Origin of the sequence: Allobranchiibius sp. GilTou38 (assembly GCF_017565325.1) — a bacterium.
Classification (GTDB): Bacteria; Actinomycetota; Actinomycetes; order Actinomycetales; family Dermatophilaceae; genus Allobranchiibius; species Allobranchiibius huperziae.
The window spans coordinates 158,070-180,542 of the sequence record NZ_JAGEKN010000006.1; the positions used below are offsets into that span (position 1 = coordinate 158,070).

Consider the following 22,473-nt stretch of genomic DNA (forward strand, 5'->3'; position numbering starts at 1 on the left):
ACCCCACGAAGTTTCTCCCCCGCTGCGCTCCGCCGAATACTTCGCAAGGACCCCGTATGAGTACCCCACGAAGTTTCTCCCCCGCTGCGCTCCGCCGAATACTTCGTGAGGACCCCGCATGAGCACCCCACGAAGTTCCTCCTCCGATGCCGGCAAGGGCAGCGGAAAGGGGGCCGGCAAGGGCGGAGGATCGTCGCATCGCAAGGGCCGTCCCTCGCCGGGCCGCACCGCCAAGCGACCCGCCCGGCAGGTCACGCCGCCGCGCGAGAAGCCCAAGACCCCCGTCGATCAACATGTTCCGAGCGGTGAACGCCTGCAGAAGGTGCTGGCCACCGCGGGCGTCGGCAGCCGCCGGGTCTGCGAGGAGCTGATCGCCGCCGGCCGGGTCGAGGTCGACGGACACCGGGTCACCGAGCTCGGCATCCGGGTCGACCCGGACCGCCAGATCATCCACGTGGACGGCGAGCGGGTGCAGCTGGACTCCAGCAAGGTCTACCTGGCGTTCAACAAGCCCACCGGCGTCATCTCCACGATGAACGACGAGCTCGGTCGACCCTCGGTCGGGGAGTATCTCGAGGGGCGCAAGGAGCGGCTCTTCCACGTCGGGCGCCTCGACGTCGACACCGAGGGGCTGCTGCTGCTGACCAACGACGGTGAGCTCGCCAACCGACTGCAGCACCCGTCGTACGGCGTGACGAAGACCTACGTCGCGGTCGTGCCCGGCCCCGTGCCGCGCGCGCTCGGCCGCCAGCTGCGCGAGGGCGTGGAGCTGGAGGACGGCATGGTCAAGGTCGACTCCTTCCGGGTAGTGGACTCCCGGCCGGGCTGGGCGATGGTCGAGGTCGTGCTGCACGAGGGTCGCAACCACATCGTGCGCCGCCTGCTGGAGGAGGCCGGGCACCCGGTCGAGTCCCTGGTGCGCACCGACGTCGGTCCGGTGCAGCTCGGCGAGCTGCGCCCGGGCAAGCTGCGTCCTCTCTCGAGCCGGGAGATCGCCGGGCTCTACAAGGCAGCCGGGTTGTGAGCTCGCCCGTCCACGTCGTGGGCGCGGGGCTGATCGGGACGTCGCTCGGCCTCGCGTTGTCACGCGAGGGGGTCGAGGTGACCCTGTACGACCCGTCGCCGACGGCGGTCGCGTTGGCCGCCGATCTCGGCGCCGGCGCGGCGCGCGAGCCCGGTGACCCCGCCGTCGTCGTGGTGGCGGCGCCGCCGGACGTCGCGGCAACCGTCGTCCTCGACGCACTCGTCCGGTGGCCGCGCGCCATCGTGACCGACGTCGCGTCGGTGAAGTCGACAGTGCTGTCGCAGGTGCGCGCGTCGGCCGCCGCGTCCGACCTGGGCCGCTACGTCGGCTCACATCCGATGGCGGGGCGCGAGCGCTCCGGCGCGGTCGCCGCGCAGGCCGATCTCTTCGAGGGCCGCACCTGGGTGGTGTGCCCCCACGAGGGCAGCGAGGCCGGGGCGGCGGACCGGGTGAGCGAACTCGCCCGGTCGACCGGGGCCGCGGTCGTGACGATGGGCGCGGACGCTCACGACCGGGCCGTCGCGTACGTCTCGCACCTGCCGCAGGTCGCGGCGAGCCTGGTCGCCGGCCGCCTGCGCGAGCTGCCGGACGAGGCAGTCGCGCTGGCAGGGCAGGGAATTCGCGACGTCACACGGATTGCCGCGAGTGACCCGCTGCTCTGGACCCAGATTCTCGCTGGCAACGCCGAGGTGCTCGCACCCGTCCTGCGCGATGTCGCGCAGGATCTCGACGCGGTCGCCGGCGCCTTGGCGTCGATCGCCGCGCAGGACGGCGACGGCGCGCGCGGCGTGGTCGCCCGGGCCATCGGGGACGGCCAGCTGGGGCACGCCCGGATCCCGGGCAAGCACGGTGCCGCGCCGACGGCGTACGCCACCGTCGTCGTCCTCGTGCCGGACGAGCCGGGCGCGCTCGGCCGGCTGTTCCAGGACGTGGGGGACGCGGGCGTCAACCTGGAGGACCTGCGCCTCGAACACGGTGTGGGCGCCCCGCTCGGCATCGCGGAACTGTCGGTGCTGCCGTCGGCCGTGGATCGGTTGATGACGCAGCTGGGAAACAGAGGCTGGAAGGTCCACGAATGAGCTTGGCTGAAGACGGTCTGCTGATCGTCGCGATCGACGGCCCGTCCGGGACGGGCAAGTCGAGCGTCTCCAAGGCGGTCGCCACGGCTCTGGGGATCGGTTACCTGGACACGGGGGCGATGTACCGGGCGCTGACCTGGTGGTGTGTGGATCGTGGCATCGACCTGCACGACCGGTCGGCGGTCGCGCGTGAGGCGCAGACGTTCCCGCTCGCGATGGGCACCGATCCTGCCGCGCCGACCGTGCAGGTGGGCGACCTCGATATCGCGGCCGCGATCCGTACGCCGTCCGTGTCGTCCGCCGTCTCCGACGTCGCCACCAACCTGGGCGTGCGCGAGCAGCTGATCCGGCGGCAGCGCGAGCTGATGGCGCGAGTGGCGGCTGAGACCGGCGGCGTGGTCGCCGAGGGGCGTGACATCACGACCGTCGTGGCGCCGGACGCCACGGTGCGGATCCTGATGACCGCGAGCGAGGAGGCCCGGATCGCGCGGCGCGCGGGCGAGCTGGCCTCGACCGCGGCAGCGACGAGGGCCCAGGTGGTCGATCGCGATCAGCGGGACTCGGCGGTGGCCTCGTTCATGACGGCCGCGGACGGCGTCGTGACCGTCGACACCTCGCACCTGGACTTCGACGGCTCGGTCAAGGCGGTGCTGGCCGTCGTGGATGAAGGACGGGGCCGTGACTGAGCTACGGGCAGCGCCCCTGGCGAACGCCGGCCGCCTCTTCGGCGCCGCGCTGGTGCGGGTCGTCTACAGCGCGAGCGCCGTGCATGCGGGGCGGATGCCCCGGACCGGTTCGGTGATCGTGGTCTCCAACCACACCGGCTTCCTGGACGGACCGGTCATCTTCTGCCTGTCGCCCCGGACCGTGCGGTTCCTGGTCAAGCACACCTACTTCACCTCCGCGTGGGGAGCGGTGCTGAGCCGCACCGGTCAGATCCCGATCCGGCAGAACACCGGTGACCGGGTGGCGCTGGCCGCCGCGAAGGATCTGCTCGGCCAGGGCGGCGCGCTCGGGGTCTTCCCCGAGGGCACCCGCGGCTCGGGGTCCGTGCGCGACGCGCAGCAGGGCGCGGCATGGCTGGCGCTGCAGTCGGGAGCACCCGTCATACCGGTGGCGACCCTCGGCACCTGGCGTGCGGGAGGCACGAAGGACTCCTGGCCGCTGCCGCGGGCCCGGGTGCGGGTGGTCTTCGGGGAGCCGTTCCATGTCGAGACAGATCCGGACGTCACCGGCCGCGAACGACTGCGGCTCGCCACCGCGCTGATCCGCGAGCGGCTCGCGACCCATGTGCTGGAGTCGCTGGCCGAGACGGGGATGACCCTGCCGGTGGGGGAGCGGGACGCCGCCTGATCACGTGTGCGCCGGGCATCCCTTTCCGGCTGAGACAATGGTGTCCATGACCGACGACGCACGTGCCCTGCCCGACAGCGACCTCCCCGACGACGACACGTCGGTGGAGCGTGCGCTGCGTGTCGGGTTGGACGATTTCGACCTCAGCGACGAGGACCGTGCGCTGCTCAGTGGAGCAGGGGCCGGACGCGACGGTGACGAGGCCGCTGAGGCGCGTCCGGTGGTCGCCGTCGTCGGGCGTCCCAACGTCGGCAAGTCCACGCTGGTCAACCGGATCCTGGGGCGCCGTGAGGCCGTCGTCGAGGACGTCCCCGGGGTGACCCGGGACCGGGTCGCGTACGACGCGGAGTGGACCGGTCGTGACTTCACCCTCGTCGACACCGGCGGCTGGGAGGTCGACGCCACCGGTATCCACCTGCGGGTCGCCGAGCAGGCCGAGGTGGCCGTGGAGCTCGCCGACGCGGTGCTCTTCGTGGTCGACGCGACCGTGGGCGCCACCGACACCGACGAGGCCGTGGTGAAGCTGCTGCGCAAGTCGGGCAAGCCGGTCGTCCTCATCGCCAACAAGGTCGACGACAACCGCACCGAGGCGGACGCGGCGATGCTGTGGTCGCTCGGGCTGGGTCAGCCCTACCCCGTCTCGGCGATGCACGGCCGCGGCACCGGTGACGCTCTGGATGCCGTCCTCGCGGTACTGCCGGACGAGAGCAACGTCAACGGCGCCTACCCGCGCGGCGGGCCTCGGCGCATCGCGCTCGTCGGCCGACCGAACGTGGGCAAGTCCTCGCTGCTCAACAAGCTCGCGGGGGAGGAGCGCGTCGTCGTCGATGACGTCGCGGGCACGACGCGCGATCCCGTCGACGAGATGATCGAACTCGGCGGCAAGGTATGGCGATTCGTAGACACCGCGGGCATCCGCCGGCGGGTGCACCAGACCCGCGGGGCCGACTTCTACTCCTCGCTGCGCACTCAGACGGCCATCGAGAAGGCCGAGGTGGCGGTCGTCCTGATCGACGCCGAGGAGTCCATCGCCGAGCAGGACATCCGCGTCGTGCAGCAGATCGTCGACGCCGGCCGCGCGTTGGTCGTCGCGTACAACAAGTGGGACCTGCTGGACGAGGAGCGCCGCTACTACCTGGAGCGCGAGATCGAGCGCGAGCTAGTGCAGATCACCTGGGCGCCGCGGGTCAACATCTCGGCGATGACCGGCCGGCACACCGACCGGCTGGTCCCCGCCCTGGAGACCGCTTTGGCGTCCTGGGACTACCGCGTGCCGACCGGCCGCCTCAACGCCTTCCTCGGCGAGGTGGCCTCGAGCCATCCGCACCCGGTCCGCAGCGGCAAGCAGCCGCGAATCCTCTTCGCGACGCAGGCATCCACGCGTCCGCCGCGGTTCGTGGTCTTCGCCAGCGGCTTCATCGAGGCCGGCTACCGACGCTTCCTCGAACGACGCCTGCGCGAGGAGTTCGGCTTCGAGGGCACCCCGATCGAGCTGTCGGTGCGGGTGCGGGAGAAGCGCAAGCGCTGAACCTGGCTCCCGCTGCGGTCGATTGGGCCGCAGCGAGGCCGGTGGGATATCGTTTCGCTCGCCCTCCGGGGCAACGGTTCGACAATTTCACAACGGGATGTGGCGCAGCTTGGTAGCGCACTTGACTGGGGGTCAAGGGGTCGCAGGTTCAAATCCTGTCATCCCGACAGATCGGCTCTGGCCTGCTCGCGCGGGCCAGAGCCGTTGTCACGTCATGTCGCGTGGGGAGTGGCGGGGCGGGTCGATGGAGAAATTGAGGCTCAGCCGGGGTCCGGCGGCCGGCTTCTGCCGGGGGACGCTGTGCCGGTAGTCCCGCTGCGTGCGTCCGCCCATCACGACCAGATCGCCACCGTGGGTGAGGATGGTCCTCGACTTCCCGCCGTCCTCCGGTCGGATGAGGAACCGGCGACTCGCGCCCAGGCTGAGGACCGGGATCACGGCTTCGGCCTGCTGATCGGCAGGCCGGTCGGCATGCCAGCCGGTGCCGTCGTTGTGGTCGCGGTACCAGTTCATCCACAAGCGCGTGAACGACCGCCCGTAGTGGACGGTCAGTGCCGCCGCGAGGTAGTGCAGCACCGGATGCGGTGCCTGGGCGATGACCGGGTACTCGGCCGTGAGGCGGGGCTCGGTGACCTCACGTGTGTACATCCACCGCGAGCGCTGCTCCCAGTCGGCTTCGGCCATCAGCATGTCCATCAGGGCCTGATCGCCCACGAGCCAGCCGTGCACGTGGTCGACCCAGGATGTGTCGTCGAGCTGGATGCGTTCGACAGTGGCGAAGGTGTGGTCGACGGCCACCCGAAGGCCGCCGGTGAGTTGCAGGTCGGTGGTCACGTCCACGTCGGCACCCGGGGGCGTCGGGAGATCGAACAGCGCGTCGTCGGCCACGTCATGCTCCTTCACCGGGGCGGTCCACCTGTCCTGATGATGGTCCCCACCACCGACAGGAGAGTTCGATGGATGCCCGCATGAGCTGCTACTCGACCAGGGCCTGGGTGCCCAGCACGATCGCGAGCTGGAGCAACTCGGCGTCCTGTGTGCCGGGCTCGGCCGTGTAGACCATCACCCGTAGGTCGTCGCCTGCGACGACGAGGGTGTCGCACGTGAGCGCGATGCGGCCGACGGCGGGGTGCTCGATGACCTTGTCGCGCGACTGTGCCGGGGGTGCGGGCGCGGGGGCGGCATCCCACAGCTCGACGAACCGGGGGCTGGCGGCACGCAGCCGACTGACGAGCCGTCGTACCCCGGCGTCGGCCGGGTATCGCGTCGCCGTCATCCGTAGATCGGCGACCAACCGCGCGACCTGTGCCTCGTGCTGCACGGCCGTCTGCACGGTGCGCGATGCGCTGCCCATGACGTTGCGCCACACCCCGTTGCGTTCGTCGCCGCGCAGGACGGAGGTCTCACCCATCAGGGCGTCGTACGCCGCATTGGCGACCAGCAGGTTCCATGCTGCGTCGTACACGACCAGCGGCACGCCCTCGAGCCGGTCCAGGAGGCGTTGCACGCTGGCGGTGATGCGGGTCGGAACGAGGCCCGGGCCCGGCGCGGAGAGCCCCGTGAGGTGGAAGAGCAGCTCCCGCTCGGCGTCGGCCAGCCGTAGGCTGCGGGCGAGCGCATCGACGACCTGCGGGGACGGCGAGGTGGCTCGACCCTGTTCCAGACGGGTGAGGTAGTCGACCGAGATGCCGGCGAGCCCGGCCAACTCCTCGCGACGCAGGCCCGCCGCCCGTCGGTGACCACCCCGTCGCAGGCCGACGTCCTCGGGACCGACCCGCTCGCGCCATCCTCGCACCGCACGGCCGAACTGCGACTGCTGCACGTTCCCCATGGTGACCCATCGGCGTACGGGTGTCCTGGCCCTGTCAGTCCTACGAAGACCGGACGACTGCCTGGCGCACTCGTCGCAGGCAAGCATGGGCGCATGACCACCACATTGATCACCGGGGCCAACAAGGGCCTCGGCCAGGAGACCGCTCGTCTGCTCGTCGAGGCGGGGCACACCGTCTGGCTGGGCTCGCGCGACGAGACCCGGGGAACCGCCGCGGCAGAGGAGGTGGGCGGCCGGTTCGTGCAGCTCGACGTCACCGACGACCAATCCGTCTCAGCCGCGATGGCGACCATCGCCGGTTCGGGGACCGGACTCGATGTGGTCGTCAACAATGCCGGTATCGCCAAGCGTGTGGCGGGTGCGAGCCAGGCGGAGGCACTCGACGGACCCAGCGTCCTGGAGGTCTTCGACACCAACGCCGTCGGTGTCGTCCGTGTCACCGAGGCCGCGCTCCCTCTGCTCGCGACGTCGACGAACCCCGTGATCGTGAACGTCTCCAGCGCGTTGGGTTCGTTCTGGGCAACGCACGAGCCGTCCCGGCCGGCCTCCCACTTCGTCTCCGTCGTCTACGGCGCGAGCAAGGCCGCGGTCTCGATGCTCACCGTGCAGTACGCCCGCGCGCACCCCGGCATCAAGGTCAACGCCGTGGAGCCCGGCATCACCGCCACCGAGCTCGGCGGGGGTGACCCGGGCAGCCACCCCGGACGACCTGCCGCCGAGAGCGCGCGCGTGGTGGCCGAACTGGCGAGCATGGGGTCCGACGGCCCGACCGGCACCTTCTACGAGGACGCGGGCGAACTCCGGTGGTGACGTGGCGGTCGTAGCGAGTCGCATGCTGCCATCTCGGTGGCGCGACCGTCACGCGCGGATTGGCGGCCACCGACGACGGCGCCACTCCACCCACGTCGCGCATCCCTGCGGTGGGGTCCGACGGGTTCAGTGCCGTCCAGCTCGCCCTGCGTCGGGGTCTCTAAGGCGTCGGCGTCGGCCCACCGGGTCAGCGCCTGTCGCGATATCCGCCAGGTCGTGTGGGGCGCGTCCGACTGCCGCCGATCGAGTCGCTTGAACTGCTCGTCCTGCGGCAGTGCGAGGTAGACCAGCTCGACGGTCGCGCCCCGGTCCGCCCCGGCGCGCCGCAGCGCGGAGCGCCCGTCTGAGACAGCGGTCATCCTGCACCCGCTGGGTCAATGCAGGTGTGGGCGGTAGATGAGCTCCTGGGTGCGGCCGTCGAACGTCGTGCTCTGCACCAGCTCGAGGTCGAAGTCGGCCGCGCCGCCGAAGATGGGATCGGTGCCGGTAACACCGGTGATGACAGGGAAGACCGACACGTGCACCAAGTCGACCAGGCCGGCTGCCATCAACGCCCTGTTGAGCGACAGGCTGCCGTGCGACCGCAGGGGGATGTCCGACCGCTTCTTGAGCTCGGTGATGGAGGCGACCGCATCCCCGGACAGGACGGTGGCGTCCGGCCAGTCGAAGGGTCCCTTCAGCGTGGAGGACACGACGGTCGTGGGCAGATCGCGCATCCGGGCGACCCATGGATCGAGGATCCCCGACTCCTCGGTCGGTGCGCTGAGCATCTGCATGAACTGCTGGAAAGTATTGGCTCCGAACACCATTCGCTGATTCTCGCCGTACAGGGCGAGGCGACGGTCCAAGAACTCAGGGCCCTGCTTGCCCCAGTAACCTCCCCAGTCGCCGGGCGGGCCGTAGGAGCCGTAGCCGTCCAGGCTCATGTAGATGTCGAAGGTGTAGGTCGCGGTCATGAGCTGCTCCCTCGTACTGGGTCGACGGGTGCGAGTCGGTGCCGCTTCGGAACTTAGCGCCGGGGAGGCCCGTCCGGTACCCAGATCGCGGCATCGTGGGCGAACACCACCCGGCGCGGGTCGAAAGCGAGCAGGGTGTCGACCCAGTCGGGCGCGACGGGCAGGGGCGGCGCATGACCGAGGTCGGCGCCGCTTCGGGCCAACGCGTCCTCGCTCCACAACGACGCCGTCTCGTGCGACTGGCCGGCCAGCACGATCGAGCCGTCGTCGCACTCGACGATCACGGACTGATGGCCGGCGACGTGAGCCGGCGTCGGGACGACGTGCACGCCGGGCAGGATCTCGGCGCGCCCGTCGAGCACCTCGTACCGCACGCCGGGATGGTCGATGAGTTCGCCGACCGTGTAGCCGCCGCCGCGCGCCGTGTCCAGCTCGGTGCGTTGGGTGAAGACGGGGAGACCGGCCAGCCCCGGGTTGCCGCCGCAGTGGTCGAAGTGCAGGTGGCAGTTCACGACGAACTGCACCTCGTCGACGTCGACCCCGGCATCACGCATCGCCTGGGGGAGCGGCACCCGCTGCGGGCGGTACCACGCCTCAGTCTCCTCGTCGGCGGCACCGATCCCCGTGTCGAGCAGGAGCAGCCCGTCGGTGTGCGGCACCGCGTACCCGTAGACGGCTTCGATCTTCGGCGACCCGGTCCCCGTCTCTTCGGGCGGCCGCACGAAGCTGCCGAGGAAGACCCGTCGTACGTCGTCGATCCTCATCGCCCGATGTCGCCCACCCACCGCTGCGCGTAGGACAGGTAGGTGCGGCCGATCCGCGCGGATGCCTCGGCGTCGTCGACGCTGCCGCGGGTCCAGTCGCGGATGGTGTCCTCCCAGATGCTGCGCCCGATGGCGAACCCCACGAACGCATCGACCTGCGCCGCGACGTCCAGCCAGTGCTCGAGCCGCTCGGGCGGCGCATCCCGGCCGAGCACGATGAGGTCGGCATCGTGACCTCCGGCGCGAGCCTGCGCGGCCACCGCACGGGCCGCGTCGACGGTCTCCAGGCCCTCGACCTTCCACAGCGTCGGCGCGACACCTGCCTGCTGGTTGTCGGCGATGACCCGCGTCACGAGTTCGGGTCGGATGTCACGGTCGTAGCGGTCCGCATCACCGTCGACCGATGCCTTCTGCTCGTCCGTGGCGGGCACGAGCAGCTCGTAGAGGAACGCCACGCGCGCGTCCGCGAGCGCTCCACTGACCTCGGCCAGCGCGTCGAGCTGGCGTGAACGGTCGGAGGCGTCGAACGACGGGTTGTCCCGCACGAGCACCTTGGCGTACGCCGGGCCGACCTCGCGGACGTGGTCCAGCCACTTGTCGCCGTACTCGAGCGTGAACCAGTCGTGCCCGCTCGCCTCGATCGGGATCGCCAGGACCACGCCGTCGGCCGGTGCGGCACCGACCACCGCCGCGCCGTACTGCTCGTCGACGAGCACCCCGACTCGCCCGGCCGTCACCTGCGAACGCACATCGCGCAGCCCGGCGTAGATGATCTGCTTCGCCCGCCGCATCCCCTGCGCCTGCTCGTCGGTCGGCGATTCGTGCTCGACGCCGAAGAGACTGGACCCGAACGAGCCGCGATGGTCCATGGCCAGGATGAGGAGCGGGTCGTCATGGGTCGGAGGCGGGGTTACGGGGACGGTCACGGTGCACTCCCTTGTCGGTGGACGGGGTATGACCATCCTGCTCCCCGCATCGGTCTCCTAGTCCCGAATCGGGGTGGAGGTGCGCCGGGCATCGACCAGATACGACGCGAGCGGCGCGATGACGAACGCGATCGCCAGCAGCGTGATCGCCAGGACGTTGGGATGACCGCCCGACGACGTGAGGAGACCCTTGAAGTCGAACGAGACCAGCAGGAAGAGGGAGAAGACGATCGCCACGACCGGCAGCACCGTGCCGAGCAGTCGGCCGGTGTGAATCGAGGCCCACCGCTGCCTCCGGCTGCGCGCGAACCGGACGACGACGACGGGCACGACGAGGAACTGCACGAAGCGGGCGATGACGGCGAGCCCGGTCAGGTTGGTGGTGTCGTAGCCCAGCGACAGCGGGAAGGCGATCGCTAGGACCGCGGTGATGCCGAAGGCGAGGAGCGGCACGCCGTACCCGTTCTTGCGGGCGACCGCCGCCGGCAGCAGGCCGTCCTCGGCGAGCGCCGTGAAGAGCCGCGGCGAACTGAACGACGAGGCGATGTTGATCCCGACCAACGACACCAGCGCGCCGACCACCACGAGGGTGTGCACGGTGTCGTTGGAGATCGCCGCCGCCAGTTTGACGGTGTCGGAGGAGTTCGCGATCTTGTCCGGCGCCAGGAGCATCCCCGAGGTCATCGCGAGCAGATAGGCCACCGCGACGATCACCATGGCCGTCGGTACGGCGCGGGGCAGCGTCCGATCCGGCTGTTCCATCTCCTCGGCGGCGTTCGCGATCGACTCGAAACCGGTGAAGGCGTACAGCGCGGCGATGACCGCGAGCACGACGCTGGCGAACTCACCGGTGCCCACGTCGACGAAGCCGAAGACGGAGTAGGTGCTCGGTCCGCCGTACACCTTGCTGCTGCCCGCCAGGTGGTAGTTGTTGCGGCCCGTCGCGAGCACCGTGACGACGGCGGCGACGATGAAGACGACGAGGGCCAGGACCTTGCCGACGGTCGAGATGCCATTGGCCCACGCGATGACCCGGTTGCCGAAGTAGTTGATGGCCAGCAGCAGCAGGATGAAGAGCACGAAGGTGAGCGTCTTCACACTGAGGAAGCCGGTCACCTTCGACCATCCCTTGTCCGGGAAGACCACCTGCAGGAAGGTCGTCACCGCGAACGACGCGAGCGTCCCCCACGCGATGGCCGCGGTGAACGCGTGGGTGACGCCGACGTAGATGGCGGACCGGCGACCGATGCCGACCATCGTGTACGCATACGCCGCGCCGTTGGTGCGGACGTAGCGCGCCGCCGTCGCGAACACGAGGGCCAGCACGAGCGCGAACACCGCTGCGATCACATACGCCAGAGGCGCCAGGGTGCCCGCGTCGGCGATCACGGCTCCGGGGGTCAGGAAGATCCCGGCGCCGATCACGGCGTTCACTCCGAGGAGTACGACGCTCCAATAGCCGAGCGGTCGGCGGAGAAAGTCGGCTCGTTGCTCGCTCAATGCCCGCACATCCCTTATCGATTCGGAAAGCAATACTTATATCCGAACCGATGGCGGGCATTAGGAGGTGCCCGCGTACCGAGATGACGGGCTCGGCTGCCGCCGAGCATCGCTCTGGCGTCGGCCCGGACCACCCCGGCCTTGCCCGCTCAGTGCTGTGGCGCGACGGCGCGGTCAGGCAACCAGCTTGTGCAACGCGAAGCGCGCGATCGGCAGGTAGGCGGCGAGCACCGGCCAGGCACTGCGCGCCTCGAGCCAGGTGCTGCAACCGGTCGGCGCCGCGTCGACGCCGTGCGCCAGATGCATCCGGATGGGCCCGACGCGCGCGGTCCACACCCACCGCATGCCCACTTCGTCGAAGGAGTCCACGACGAACGCGACGCGCACTCCCAGCGGACCGAGGACCGTCCCCCTCGCCCCCGTGCTCAGCCGTTCGACGTCCGTCTCGACGCCGCGGATCTGCGGCGACCAGGTCGACCAGAGTTCGGGTCGGGCATACCGCTCCCAGGCCTGCGCCGCCGTCGCCGGTCCGGTCGCACTCAGACGGGCCGTGCCCATCGCGGGGTTTCGCATGGCCTCACCATCGCACCCGGCTGCGACACCGGTCTCGGCGCGCGTCGTAAACGCCCGCTGGGTGCCCTCCCGACCGCCGGACCAGGTAACCGAGCACTGTAAGGGCCCGCTCGGTGCCCTCCCGACCAGCGGATCAGGTATCCGAACGCTGTAAGGGCCCGCTCGGTGCCCTCCCGGCCGGCGGGTCAGGAGATGCCGGCTGCCCGTTCCAGGTTGCCCAGTTCGTCGTCCAGGTGGCGCAGCAGCCATTGCAGGTGTGGCACGGTGCGGCGGCATCCGGTCAGCCCGAACTCCATGCTGCCCGCGTAGCTGGCGCAGGTGATGTTGAGCGCCATGCCCTGCATCGGGATGGACAACGGGTAGCTGCCGACCAGCTTCGCGCCGCCCAGGTAGTGGGTCTCCCTGGCACCCGGGACGTTGCTGATGATGAGGTTGAACGGCGGGCGCACCACGCCCTGCAGCCCGAACCAGGGCAGCAGCATCGCCGGCGTCATTCCGACCGCGCTCATCGCGACGATCTGGTTGGCGGTCATCTGGGACAGCGCCTGCTTGCCGTCCTGCATGCCGGCGTGGATCTGCGCCAGACGCTGCGCCGGCTCGGCGACGTCGGTCGCCAGTCGGGCCATCATGGTCCCGATGGCGTTGCCGCCCTCGGAGGAGGCCGACTGGGAGTCCTTGGCGTTCAGGCCGACCGGCACCATCGCCACGAGCGACGTGTCCGGGAGTTCCCCCAGGTCCTCCAGGTAGCCGCGCACGGCGCCGCCGCACATGGCGAGCACCACATCGTTCACCGTCGTTCCCGATGCCTTGGAGATCGCCACCAACCGCTCCAACGGCCAGCTCTGCGCGGCGAACCGGCGCGACCCGGTGATGGTGGTGTTGAAGATCGTCTTGGGTGCCCGCATCGACACCGGGGACGTCTCGTCGCGTGCGCCGCGGGTGAGGGTCCTCGCCAGCGCACCGGGCATCCCGGCAGCGTCACCCGCCAGTCCCCGTACGGTGCGCAGCAGCTGCGTGGCGACATCGCCGCTCTCCTCCTGCTTCGCGGGGCGTTCGCGACGCGGACGGGCGGCCCACATGGGCACGATCTCGGGGTCGTTCGGATCGGTGCTGAGGGTGTTCATGAGCAGTCTGCTCGCGGCGATGCCGTCGACGAGCGAGTGGTGCAGCTTGACGTAGATCGCGAAGCGGCCGTCCCGCAACCCCTCGATGACGTGGGCCTCCCAGAGCGGACGGTCGCGCGCCAGCGGAGTCCCGTGCAGTCGCGAGCACAGTTCGAGCAGCTCGCGCACCCGCCCGGGCTTGGGCAGAGCGCTGTGTCGCACGTGGTGCTCGACGTCGAACTGCGCGTCCGGCTCCCACATCCACTGACCCGCCGTGCGCCACGAGCGGGTCGGCCGCTTCAGGAAGAGCGGGTTGATGTCCTCGACGGCGATCAACTGCTCATAGACCCGGCGGGCGTAGTCGCGTGGCGCCCCCGGCGGCTTCTCGAACAGCTGCAGGCTTCCGACGTGCATCGGCATCGCGCGGCTCTCCGACAGGAGGAACGCCAACGACGTGGGATCGATGAGACTGGGCGTCATCGGCGACCTTTCTAGGAGTGTGACGCAGATCATTGCGCACGCGATGTCGGCGGGCACCGGCAGGATGGGTGCATGACCTCTTCGATCCTGTGGTTCCGCCGCGACCTGCGACTGCACGACCACCCGGCACTCAACGCCGCCGTCGAGCAGGCTGGTGCGTCGGGGGTGGTTCCCCTGTTCGTGATCGAGCCCGCGCTGTGGGACGGAGCCGGCGATTCCCGTCGCCGATGGCTCGCCGCGACGTTGCGATCCCTGGACGCCGAGTGCAACGGCCGGCTGACCGTACGCCGCGGCGACCCGGCGAAGGTGGTGGCGCAGGTCGCCCGCGAGCAGCACGCCGACACCGTGCACGTCTCCCGTGAGACCACCCCGTACGGGCGGCGGCGCGACGAACGTGTCACTGCCGCCCTCGGCGACGACATCTCCCTCGCCGAGACCGGCACGCCGTACGCCGTCGGGCCCGGCGTCATCACCAACGGCAGCGGCTCGCCGTACAAGGTCTTCACCGCCTTCTCGCGTGCCTGGCAGGACCACGGCTGGCCGGCTCCGGCGGAACGCCCGTCCCGGATCCACTGGGTCGACGGCGGCTCCAGCGATGACGCGCACGAACTGATCGCCGACGCCGCCGAGGGACATCTCGACTTCGCGGTGGGGGAGGACGCGGCGCACCAGCGGTGGGAGGACTTCCTCGACGGCCCGGTCGACCACTACGGCACCGACCGCGACCGCCCCGCCAAGGACGGCACCTCGCGCCTGTCGCCCTACCTCAAGCTGGGCGTGCTGCACCCGCGCACGCTGCTCGCCGACCTGGCCCGCAAACGCTCCGACGGTGCGCAGACCTACCGCACCGAGATCGCCTGGCGCGAGTTCTACGCCGACGTGCTCTGGCACCAGCCGCGCTCCTCCTGGCACGACCTGCGCGACCAGCTGTCCGGGATGAAGTACGACGAGCCCAAGGACGCGATCGAGGCCTGGAAGGCGGGGAAGACCGGCTATCCGATCGTCGACGCGGGGATGCGCCAGCTGCTGCAGACCGGGTGGATGCACAACCGGTTGCGGATGATCACGGCCAGCTTCCTCACCAAGGACCTGCACGTGTGGTGGCCGGTGGGCGCGCGGCACTTCCTGGACCACCTGGTCGACGGCGACGTGGCGTCCAACAACCACGGCTGGCAGTGGGTGGCGGGCACCGGCACCGACGCCTCGCCGTACTTCCGGGTCTTCAACCCGGTCACCCAGGGGCAGAAGTTCGACCCGGACGGCGCCTACGTGCGCCGCTGGGTGCCGGAGTTGCGCCACGTGCAGGGCAAGGCGACCCACGAACCGTGGACCGTCGACGACGGGTACGCCGATGGCTACCCCGAGCGCATCGTCGACCACGCCGACGAGCGCAAGGAGGCCCTGCGCCGCTACGAGTCCGCGCGCTGACCGCGATCGATCGCCGCCCGGTGCCACACGTCGGGCGGACCAGGTCGGGTCGGGCAGGATGACCCCCATGAATCGCAGAATCGTGGTCGTCGGCATGGGATATGTCGGCCTGTCCAACGCTGTGCTCCTCGCGCAGCACAACGACGTCCTGGGCGTCGACCTGGACGTGTCCAAGATCGAGCGCCTGCAGGCCGGTGTCAGCCCGATCAGCGACCCCGAGCTGGAGGACTTCCTGGCGCACGCCGACCTGCGGCTCACCTTCGCCACCGATCCGACAGCGGCGTACGCCGACGCCGATTTCGTGGTCGTGGCGACCCCCACCGACTACGACCCGCAGACCAACTACTTCAACACCTCCAGCGTGGAGGGCGTCATCCGCGACGTGCTCGACGCCAGGAGCAACGCGACGATCGTCATCAAGTCGACGATCCCGGTGGGCTGCGTGCACGCGCTGCGTGAGCAGTTCGGCACGGAGGCGATCCTGCACTCCCCGGAGTTCCTGCGGGAGGGTCGCGCTCTCTACGACAACCTGCATCCGTCGCGGATCATCGTGGGCGCCCAGACGCGGGAGGCCAAGGAGTTCGGCGAGCTGCTTCTGGAGGGCGCGGACGCCGGCGGGTCCGGCGGCGAGATCGCGGTGCTGCTGACCTCCAGCAAGGAGGCCGAGTCGATCAAGCTCTTCTCCAACACCTTCCTGGCGATGCGGGTCGCCTACTTCAACGAGTTGGACACCTTCGCGATCACCCACGGCGTCGACAGCCGCCAGATCATCGAGGGCGTCAGCCTCGACCCGCGCATCGGCAGCCACTACAACAATCCGTCCTTCGGATACGGCGGCTACTGCCTGCCCAAGGACACCAAGCAGTTGCTCGCCAACTACCGGGACGTCCCCCAGAAGCTGGTGGAGGCCATCGTCGGGGCCAACACGACCCGCAAGGACTTCATCGCCACCGACATCCTGCGCCGTAACCCCTCCGTGGTCGGCATCCACCGGCTCATCATGAAGGCCGGTTCGGACAACTTCCGGGCCAGCAGCGTGCAGGGGATCATGAAGCGCATCAAGGCCACGGGCGTCGAGGTGATCGTCTACGAGCCGGAGCTGGAGGGCCACACCTTCTTCGGCTCCCGCATCGTGCGTGATCTGCAGGAGTTCATCGACACCGCAGACGTCGTCGTGGCCAACCGGCGCACCCCCGAACTGCAGTCGGCGGGGGCGAAGGTCTATACGCGCGACCTGTTCGGCGAGGACTGAGCAAGCTCCTCCTGCGCCGATACTTGGCGGCGTACCGTGAGGTGGTGGCACGAGAACTGAAGGTGCAGGACAGCGACGATCACCTCGAGGTGAGCCCCCCGCTGCATTCCGCGGCCGGCGTCCCCGCGGTCACCCGCGCGATGCGGATGGCGATGAAACAGATGGGTCCGACGCGCTCCGGCCGCACGCTGCTTCGCCTCAACCAGCCGGGCGGCTTCGACTGTCCCGGGTGCGCCTGGCCCGATCCCGGGCACACGCACGCCGCGGAGTTCTGCGAGAACGGCGTCAAGGCCGTCGCCGAGGAGGCCACCACCCGCCGGGTCACGCCGGAGTTCTTCGCGAAGCACAGCATCGAGGAGCTGCGCGGCCGCACGGACTACTGGCTGGGCCAGCAGGGGCGTCTCACCACCCCGATGCACAAGGCGCCCGGCGACAGCCACTATCGGCCGGTCAGTTGGGATGCCGCGCTCGACATCGTGGCGGGCCACCTGCGGGGGCTCTCGGACCCGGACGAGGCGGTCTTCTACACCTCCGGCCGCACGAGCAACGAGGCGGCGTTCTGCTACCAGCTGTTCGCGCGGGCGTACGGCACGAACAACATGCCCGACTGCTCCAACATGTGCCACGAGTCGAGCGGCACGGCCCTCACCGAGTCGATCGGGATCGGCAAGGGCACCGTGACCCTCACCGACGTGGAGAACGCCGAGCTGCTCGTCGTGGCCGGGCAGAACCCCGGCACCAATCACCCGAGGATGCTCTCGGCCCTGGAGGCGGCGAAGAAGCGCGGTGCGCGCATCGTGGCGATCAACCCACTGCCGGAGGCGGGCCTGATCAAGTTCCGCAACCCGCAGACCCCCCGAGGCGTGATCGGACCCGGCACCCCGTTGGCCGACCTCTACCTGCAGGTGCGCCTCGGCGGTGATCAGGCGCTCTTCCAGGCGCTCGGACACCTTCTGCTGCAGCGCCCGGACGTGCTCGACAAGGACTTCATCGCGCAGCACACCAGCGGATTCGAGGAGTACGCCGCGTCGCTGGCGACACTCGACTGGGACGCCACCGCGCGCGCCACCGGCTTGCAGCGCGGTGAGATCGAAGCGCTGGCAGACGAATTCGCCCGCTCCCGCGCCACGACGATCTGCTGGGCGATGGGGCTGACCCAGCACCGGCACGCCGTCGCGACGATCCAGGACGTCGTCGACGTCCTCCTGCTGCAGGGCAACATCGGCAAACCCGGCGCCGGTGTGTGCCCGGTCCGCGGGCACTCCAACGTGCAGGGCGACCGCACCATGGGCGTCTGGGAGAAGCCTGGCGAGAGCTTCCTGCAGGCCCTCGACGACGAGTTCGCGATCACCGCACCACGCGAGCACGGGTACGACGTCGTCGACGCGGTCCGTGCGTTCCGCGACGGGCACGCGAAGGTCTTCATGGCTGTCGGCGGCAACTTCGTGCGGGCCACCTCCGACACCGACGTGACCGCCGCCTCACTGGAGAAGGCCACGCTCACGGTGCACGTCTCCACCAAGCTCAACGGCTCGCACGCGGTCACCGGGGACGAGGCGCTGATCCTGCCGACCATCGGACGTACCGAGGAGGATCTGCAGGTCTCCGGCGCGCAGCGGGTGAGTGTCGAGGACTCCATGAGCATGGTGCACGCCTCGCAGGGTCGGTTGCGACCGGCCGACCCGACGCTGCTCAGCGAGGTCGCGATCATCTGCGAGCTGGCTCGAAAGACACTGCCCGGCAGCACGATCGACTGGCCGGCCATGCGCGGGGACTACCGGGTGATCCGCTCGCACATCGCGGCGGTCGTGCCCGGATTCGAGCATTTTGAGACCCGGCTGGAGCACCCAGGTGGCTTCCTGCTGCCGAGTCCGCCGCGTGACGAACGCCGCTTCGAGACGCAGTCGGGGAAGGCCACCTTCACCACGCACGAGATGTGGGCGCCGGACTGCCCGCCCGGCCACCTGCTGCTGCAGACGGTGCGCAGCCACGATCAGTACAACACCACCATCTACGGCATGGACGACCACTACCGCGGCATCAAGGACGGTCGCCGGGTGGTCTTCGTCAACCCCGACGACCTGGCCGAGTTGGGCCTGCACGACGAGCAGATCGTCGACATCGTCTCGGTGTGGCGCGGCATAGCCGGCGCCGACAAGGTGGAGGAACGCCGCGCCGACCGCTTCCGGATCGTCTCCTATCCGACGGCCCGCAGCTGCGCCGCCGCGTACTTCCCCGAGACCAACGTGCTGGTGCCGCTGGACTCCACGGCCGAACGCAGCAACACGCCGACGTCCAAGACCGTGGTCGTGCGGCTGGAGCCGTCGACCTGATGGGCCGGATCACTACGCGTCACAAGGCTGTTCGGTTCGACCTGGCGGGGGAGTCCCGCGCGAGGATCGACACGGTCGCCGTCGAAGAGCCCCTGGAGATCCGGGTCGGCGGTGAGCAGCTGACCGTCACGATGCGCACGCCCGGCCACGACATGGAGCTCATCCACGGCTTCCTGCTGGCGGAGGGCGTCATCCGGCATCGGGACGACATCGTGCTGGCGAGGTACTGCAGCGACACGGAGACCCTGAACGTCGTCGACGTCACGCTGCGCGACGCCACCGCCTCGGTGCCCGTGAGCGCACAACGCAACCTGGTCATGCACGGTGGGTGCGGGTTGTGCGGCAAGACCACGATCGATGCCGTGCTGGCCGCGAGGCCGACCGCGGCGGACGGCACGACCGAGGACGCGGGACCGGCCTGGACCCCGCAGATCCTGGCGCGCTGCGCCGCTGCGCTGCGCGACGGCCAGGCGGTCTTCGAACGCACTGGCGGAGTGCACGCTGCCGGCCTGTTCGACGGGTCCGCGCACCCGCTGGTCGTACGGGAGGACATCGGCCGCCACAACGCGGTGGACAAGGCGATCGGCTGGTCGGTCATGCACGGGGAGCCTGCCGTGGGCGGTTCTGACCGCGCCGACCTTTCCGGACTCGCCCTGATCGTGACCTCGCGGGCGTCGTTCGAGATCGTCCAGAAAGCGGCGATGGCCGGCATCCGGCTCATGGCCTGCGTCTCGGCGCCGTCCAGCCTGGCGATCGAGGCGGCGCAGGAGCTGGGGCTGACGTTGATCGGGTTCCTGCGCGAGGACCGGATGACGGCGTTCACTCACCCGCACCGGCTGCAGCACGAGACGTCACCGCAGCAGGCTCAGGCACGCGTCGCCGGGGAGCGGATGGTCACCAACTAGGCTGCGCGCTGTGCAGGACAAGGGTGCGGCAGGTCACGCGGAGCAGACGCCGCAGCCCGTCAGCCACCGCATCGTGACGGCGCCCAACATGCTGTCGACCGCCCGTCTGGTCGGCGTGCCCATCTTCCTGGTGCTCATCCTGCAGCGGCACGACCTCTGGGCGCTGCTGGTGCTGGTGCTCTCCGGTGTCACCGACTACCTCGACGGCAAGATCGCCCGCGCGTACGGGTTGGTCTCCCGCCTGGGTCAGCTGCTCGACCCCACGGCGGACCGGCTCTACATCCTGTCCACCCTGCTCGGCCTGGCCTGGCGGCACATCATCCCCTGGTGGCTGGTGGCGCTGCTCCTCCTGCGCGAGGTCTTCGTGCTCGCCCTGGGGCCCGTCCTGCAGATCCACCACCTGCCGATCCCGCCGGTGCACTTCATCGGCAAGGCGGCGACGTTCAACCTCATCTACGCGTTCCCGCTGGTGCTGCTCGGGCAGCAGCACGGGGTGGTCGGCGCCGTCGCGCTGCCCATCGGGTGGGCGTTCGTGTGGTGGGGAACCGGCCTGTACTGGGTCGCGGGCGTGATGTACGCCGAGCACGTGCGTCAGATGGTGCGCGACCGGCCGGGCCGGACCCGTGCGCCGGTGGATGCGCGATGAGCGGTGCCACCGACCGGGCGCAGGCACCGCCTCGCGACCCGGCCGCTTCGATGTCGCTCATCACCGAGTTGATGAAGAACCCGCTGGACCCGGCGTACCGCCAGGAGGCCGACCGCCGCGCGGCTGCGGGGGGCTCTCGCGGCGCTGCCTCAAGCGGGCACCGTTCGCCGATCCTCATCGCCGTGGTGATCCTGCTCGGATTCGCCCTGGCCACCGCGGTGTCCGCGCTGCGGGTGCCCCGCACTCACCAGGACCGGCAACGCGCCTCGCTGATCTCTCGCATCCACCAGGAGCAGGGCGACATCGCCGCAAGTTCCCGGCAGATCACCGGTTTGCGGGGTGAGATCTCGACCCTGCAGAACAAGGCGCTCGCCCGGAACAACGGAGCGAGCACGGCTGCACAGCTGAACGCGCTCGGCGCGAGCACCGGCCTGGTCGCCGTACACGGCCCGGGAGTCGTCCTCAGCGTCGACAACGCACCGAGCGGCAATGCGGGCGCGGGCGTCGATCCGCGCCACCAGCAGGGCAGTGACACCACGTCGGCCGAGGGCCAGGTGGCGTCGGCGGACCTGCAGCTGGTCGTCGACGGCATGTGGCAGGGTGGCGCCGAAGCCATCGCGATCAACGGTCAGCGCCTCACCGCCCAGAGCGCCATTCGATCCGCCGGGGAGGCGATTCTCGTCAACTTCCAGCCCCTGCAGCCGCCGTACGTCGTCTCGGCGATCGGACCGCCGTCGTTGCGCACCGCCTTCGACGACTCCGAGGGTGGGATCTACCTGCACGGTCTGGCGACCGGGTACGGCATCCGCACCAGCCTGCGATCGGACAGCTCGCTCAAGCTGCCCGCCGCCGTCGTGGCCGACCTGCGCTACGCGAAGGCGGCGCAGTGATCCCGGCACTCGGGCTCCTGGGCGGTCTGCTCCTCGGCCTCTTCCTGCACCCGGACGTGCCGCTGTGGCTGCAGCCGTATCTCCCGGTGGCGGTCATCGCGGCGCTGGACGCCGTCTTCGGTGCGGTGCGCGCCATGCTGGACGGCATCTTCAGCGACAAGGTCTTCGTGGTGTCGTTCCTGTCGAACGTCGTGGTGGCGGCCCTGATCGTCTTCATGGGTGACCAGCTCGGCGTCGGGTCCCAGCTGTCGACCGCCGTCGTGGTCGTGCTGGGTCTGCGGATCTTCTCCAACGTCGCCGCCATCCGCCGGCACCTCTTCCACGCATGAGCGAGCCGGCGCGCGAGTCCGGCTGGCGCACGCTGGCCAGGATGGGCCGCCCGCGCGCGACGAAGGCCAACGCCCTGGCCGCCGTGCTCGCCGCCGCCCTCGGCTTCGCGATGGTGACCCAGGTGCACCAGAACCGCTCCTCGGGCCTGGACAACCTGTCTCAGGACGACCTGGTCGCTCTCCTCGACGGCGAGGCGCAGCAGGCCGTGCGCCTCGGCCACGAGAGCGACACCCTCACCTACACCCGGGATCAGCTGCGCGGCAGCACCGGGGACCAGGCCGCCCTGAAGGCGGCGCAGCAGCGGTTGACCCAGCTCGGCATCCTGGCCGGCACCCTGCCCGCCACGGGGCCGGGCATCCGGATCACCGTCGCGGACCCCAAGGCCGGGGTGCAGTCGGCCAACCTCCTGGACGCGGTCGAGGAGCTGCGGGACGCCGGCGCCGAGGCCATCCAGGTCAACTCGGTGCGCGTCGTGGCCAGCTCCTACTTCTCCACCGGCAGCGACAACCGGCTGCAGGTCGACGGGACCTCCATCAGCGCGCCGTACGTGCTGCTCGCCATCGGCGACCCGCACACCATGTCCACGGCGATGGCCATCCCCGGCGGCGTCGTGAGCACCCTGCGCCAGCTGGGTGCCACCGCCTCGGTGACCAGTTCCAGCACAGTCTCGGTGAGCGCGTTGCGGGCCGGAAGCGGCGATCAGTACGCTCACCCCGACACCACCACGTCGACCGGCTGACCGGCCGCGCCGACGCACCGCAC

General features: G+C 70.2%; 22 protein-coding genes and 1 tRNA gene. 15 read left to right on the plus strand and 8 right to left on the minus strand.

The window, feature by feature from the left end; translation table 11 throughout:
• Positions 1-118 precede the first annotated feature (118 nt).
• The 6 genes from JOB34_RS05880 to JOB34_RS05905 all read left to right on the plus strand — a co-directional run bounded on the left by JOB34_RS05880 (position 119) and on the right by JOB34_RS05905 (position 5,151).
• Positions 119-1,024, plus strand: coding sequence for a pseudouridine synthase (locus JOB34_RS05880; protein ID WP_208051826.1), 906 nt, complete (start codon positions 119-121; stop codon positions 1,022-1,024).
• The gene (locus tag JOB34_RS05885; protein WP_208051827.1) at positions 1,021-2,103 is read left to right on the plus strand and encodes a prephenate dehydrogenase; all 1,083 of its coding nucleotides are present in this window, start codon (positions 1,021-1,023) and stop codon (positions 2,101-2,103) included. Before JOB34_RS05880 ends, JOB34_RS05885 begins: the two co-directional genes overlap by 4 nt.
• Positions 2,100-2,789: a (d)CMP kinase gene (gene cmk / locus JOB34_RS05890; protein WP_208051828.1), complete on the plus strand. Its 690-nt coding sequence runs from the start codon at positions 2,100-2,102 to the stop codon at positions 2,787-2,789. Before JOB34_RS05885 ends, cmk begins: the two co-directional genes overlap by 4 nt.
• Positions 2,782-3,456, plus strand: a complete 675-nt coding sequence (locus tag JOB34_RS05895) for a lysophospholipid acyltransferase family protein (RefSeq protein ID WP_208051829.1) — start codon at positions 2,782-2,784, stop codon at positions 3,454-3,456. Before cmk ends, JOB34_RS05895 begins: the two co-directional genes overlap by 8 nt.
• 46 nt (positions 3,457-3,502) lie before the next feature.
• Complete coding sequence (der, locus tag JOB34_RS05900; RefSeq protein ID WP_208051830.1) at positions 3,503-4,984, plus strand: ribosome biogenesis GTPase Der; 1,482 nt, start codon at positions 3,503-3,505, stop codon at positions 4,982-4,984.
• Between the two features lie 93 nt (positions 4,985-5,077).
• Positions 5,078-5,151 (plus strand) — tRNA-Pro (locus JOB34_RS05905).
• A gap of 40 nt (positions 5,152-5,191) precedes the next feature.
• Here JOB34_RS05905 and JOB34_RS18060 read toward each other — a convergent pair.
• Both JOB34_RS18060 and JOB34_RS05915 read right to left on the minus strand, forming a co-directional pair.
• A complete protein-coding gene (locus tag JOB34_RS18060; RefSeq protein WP_208051831.1) occupies positions 5,192-5,872 on the minus strand; it encodes an alpha-ketoglutarate-dependent dioxygenase AlkB in 681 nt (226 codons plus the stop codon).
• 88 nt (positions 5,873-5,960) lie between these two features.
• On the minus strand, positions 5,961-6,806 hold the full coding sequence (locus JOB34_RS05915) for a helix-turn-helix transcriptional regulator (protein ID WP_208051832.1): 846 nt from the start codon (positions 6,804-6,806) through the stop codon (positions 5,961-5,963).
• Positions 6,807-6,908: 102 nt separating this feature from the next.
• Here JOB34_RS05915 and JOB34_RS05920 point away from each other — a divergent pair, with 102 nt between their 5' ends.
• Entirely contained in the window at positions 6,909-7,625 is a 717-nt protein-coding gene (locus JOB34_RS05920) for an SDR family NAD(P)-dependent oxidoreductase (RefSeq protein ID WP_208051833.1), read from the plus strand.
• 374 nt (positions 7,626-7,999) lie between these two features.
• Here the strand turns inward: JOB34_RS05920 and JOB34_RS05925 are convergent, their stop codons facing one another.
• From JOB34_RS05925 to JOB34_RS05950, 6 genes are all read right to left on the minus strand, one after another.
• Positions 8,000-8,581, minus strand: a complete 582-nt coding sequence (locus tag JOB34_RS05925) for a dihydrofolate reductase family protein (RefSeq protein WP_208051834.1) — start codon at positions 8,579-8,581, stop codon at positions 8,000-8,002.
• 53 nt (positions 8,582-8,634) lie between these two features.
• A complete protein-coding gene (locus JOB34_RS05930; RefSeq protein WP_208051835.1) occupies positions 8,635-9,345 on the minus strand; it encodes an MBL fold metallo-hydrolase in 711 nt (236 codons plus the stop codon).
• Positions 9,342-10,271: a DUF2090 domain-containing protein gene (locus JOB34_RS05935; protein ID WP_208051836.1), complete on the minus strand. Its 930-nt coding sequence runs from the start codon at positions 10,269-10,271 to the stop codon at positions 9,342-9,344. The genes JOB34_RS05930 and JOB34_RS05935 overlap by 4 nt, the downstream gene beginning before the upstream one ends.
• A gap of 57 nt (positions 10,272-10,328) precedes the next feature.
• Positions 10,329-11,771, minus strand: coding sequence for an APC family permease (locus JOB34_RS05940; RefSeq protein WP_208051837.1), 1,443 nt, complete (start codon positions 11,769-11,771; stop codon positions 10,329-10,331).
• Between the two features lie 174 nt (positions 11,772-11,945).
• On the minus strand, positions 11,946-12,344 hold the full coding sequence (locus JOB34_RS05945) for an SRPBCC family protein (RefSeq protein WP_208051838.1): 399 nt from the start codon (positions 12,342-12,344) through the stop codon (positions 11,946-11,948).
• 185 nt (positions 12,345-12,529) lie between these two features.
• Entirely contained in the window at positions 12,530-13,927 is a 1,398-nt protein-coding gene (locus JOB34_RS05950) for a wax ester/triacylglycerol synthase family O-acyltransferase (RefSeq protein ID WP_208051839.1), read from the minus strand.
• Positions 13,928-13,999: 72 nt separating this feature from the next.
• On the opposite strand from JOB34_RS05950, the gene JOB34_RS05955 reads away from it, so the two are divergent.
• From JOB34_RS05955 to JOB34_RS05990, 8 genes are all read left to right on the plus strand, one after another.
• Positions 14,000-15,355 (plus strand): deoxyribodipyrimidine photo-lyase, encoded by a 1,356-nt coding sequence (locus JOB34_RS05955; RefSeq protein WP_208051840.1) that lies wholly within the window; start codon positions 14,000-14,002, stop codon positions 15,353-15,355.
• A 67-nt stretch (positions 15,356-15,422) separates the two neighbouring features.
• On the plus strand, positions 15,423-16,607 hold the full coding sequence (locus JOB34_RS05960) for a nucleotide sugar dehydrogenase (protein WP_208051841.1): 1,185 nt from the start codon (positions 15,423-15,425) through the stop codon (positions 16,605-16,607).
• Between the two features lie 62 nt (positions 16,608-16,669).
• On the plus strand, positions 16,670-18,940 hold the full coding sequence (locus tag JOB34_RS05965; protein ID WP_347813802.1) for an FdhF/YdeP family oxidoreductase: 2,271 nt from the start codon (positions 16,670-16,672) through the stop codon (positions 18,938-18,940).
• Complete coding sequence (fdhD, locus tag JOB34_RS05970; protein ID WP_208051842.1) at positions 18,940-19,845, plus strand: formate dehydrogenase accessory sulfurtransferase FdhD; 906 nt, start codon at positions 18,940-18,942, stop codon at positions 19,843-19,845. The genes JOB34_RS05965 and fdhD overlap by 1 nt, the downstream gene beginning before the upstream one ends.
• A 10-nt stretch (positions 19,846-19,855) precedes the next feature.
• The gene (locus tag JOB34_RS05975; RefSeq protein ID WP_347813748.1) at positions 19,856-20,491 is read left to right on the plus strand and encodes a CDP-alcohol phosphatidyltransferase family protein; all 636 of its coding nucleotides are present in this window, start codon (positions 19,856-19,858) and stop codon (positions 20,489-20,491) included.
• On the plus strand, positions 20,488-21,381 hold the full coding sequence (locus JOB34_RS05980) for a DUF881 domain-containing protein (protein WP_208051843.1): 894 nt from the start codon (positions 20,488-20,490) through the stop codon (positions 21,379-21,381). Before JOB34_RS05975 ends, JOB34_RS05980 begins: the two co-directional genes overlap by 4 nt.
• Entirely contained in the window at positions 21,378-21,710 is a 333-nt protein-coding gene (locus tag JOB34_RS05985) for a small basic family protein (RefSeq protein ID WP_208051844.1), read from the plus strand. The genes JOB34_RS05980 and JOB34_RS05985 overlap by 4 nt, the downstream gene beginning before the upstream one ends.
• Positions 21,707-22,450: a DUF881 domain-containing protein gene (locus JOB34_RS05990; protein ID WP_208051845.1), complete on the plus strand. Its 744-nt coding sequence runs from the start codon at positions 21,707-21,709 to the stop codon at positions 22,448-22,450. The genes JOB34_RS05985 and JOB34_RS05990 overlap by 4 nt, the downstream gene beginning before the upstream one ends.
• The last annotated feature ends 23 nt before the right edge of the window (positions 22,451-22,473 follow it).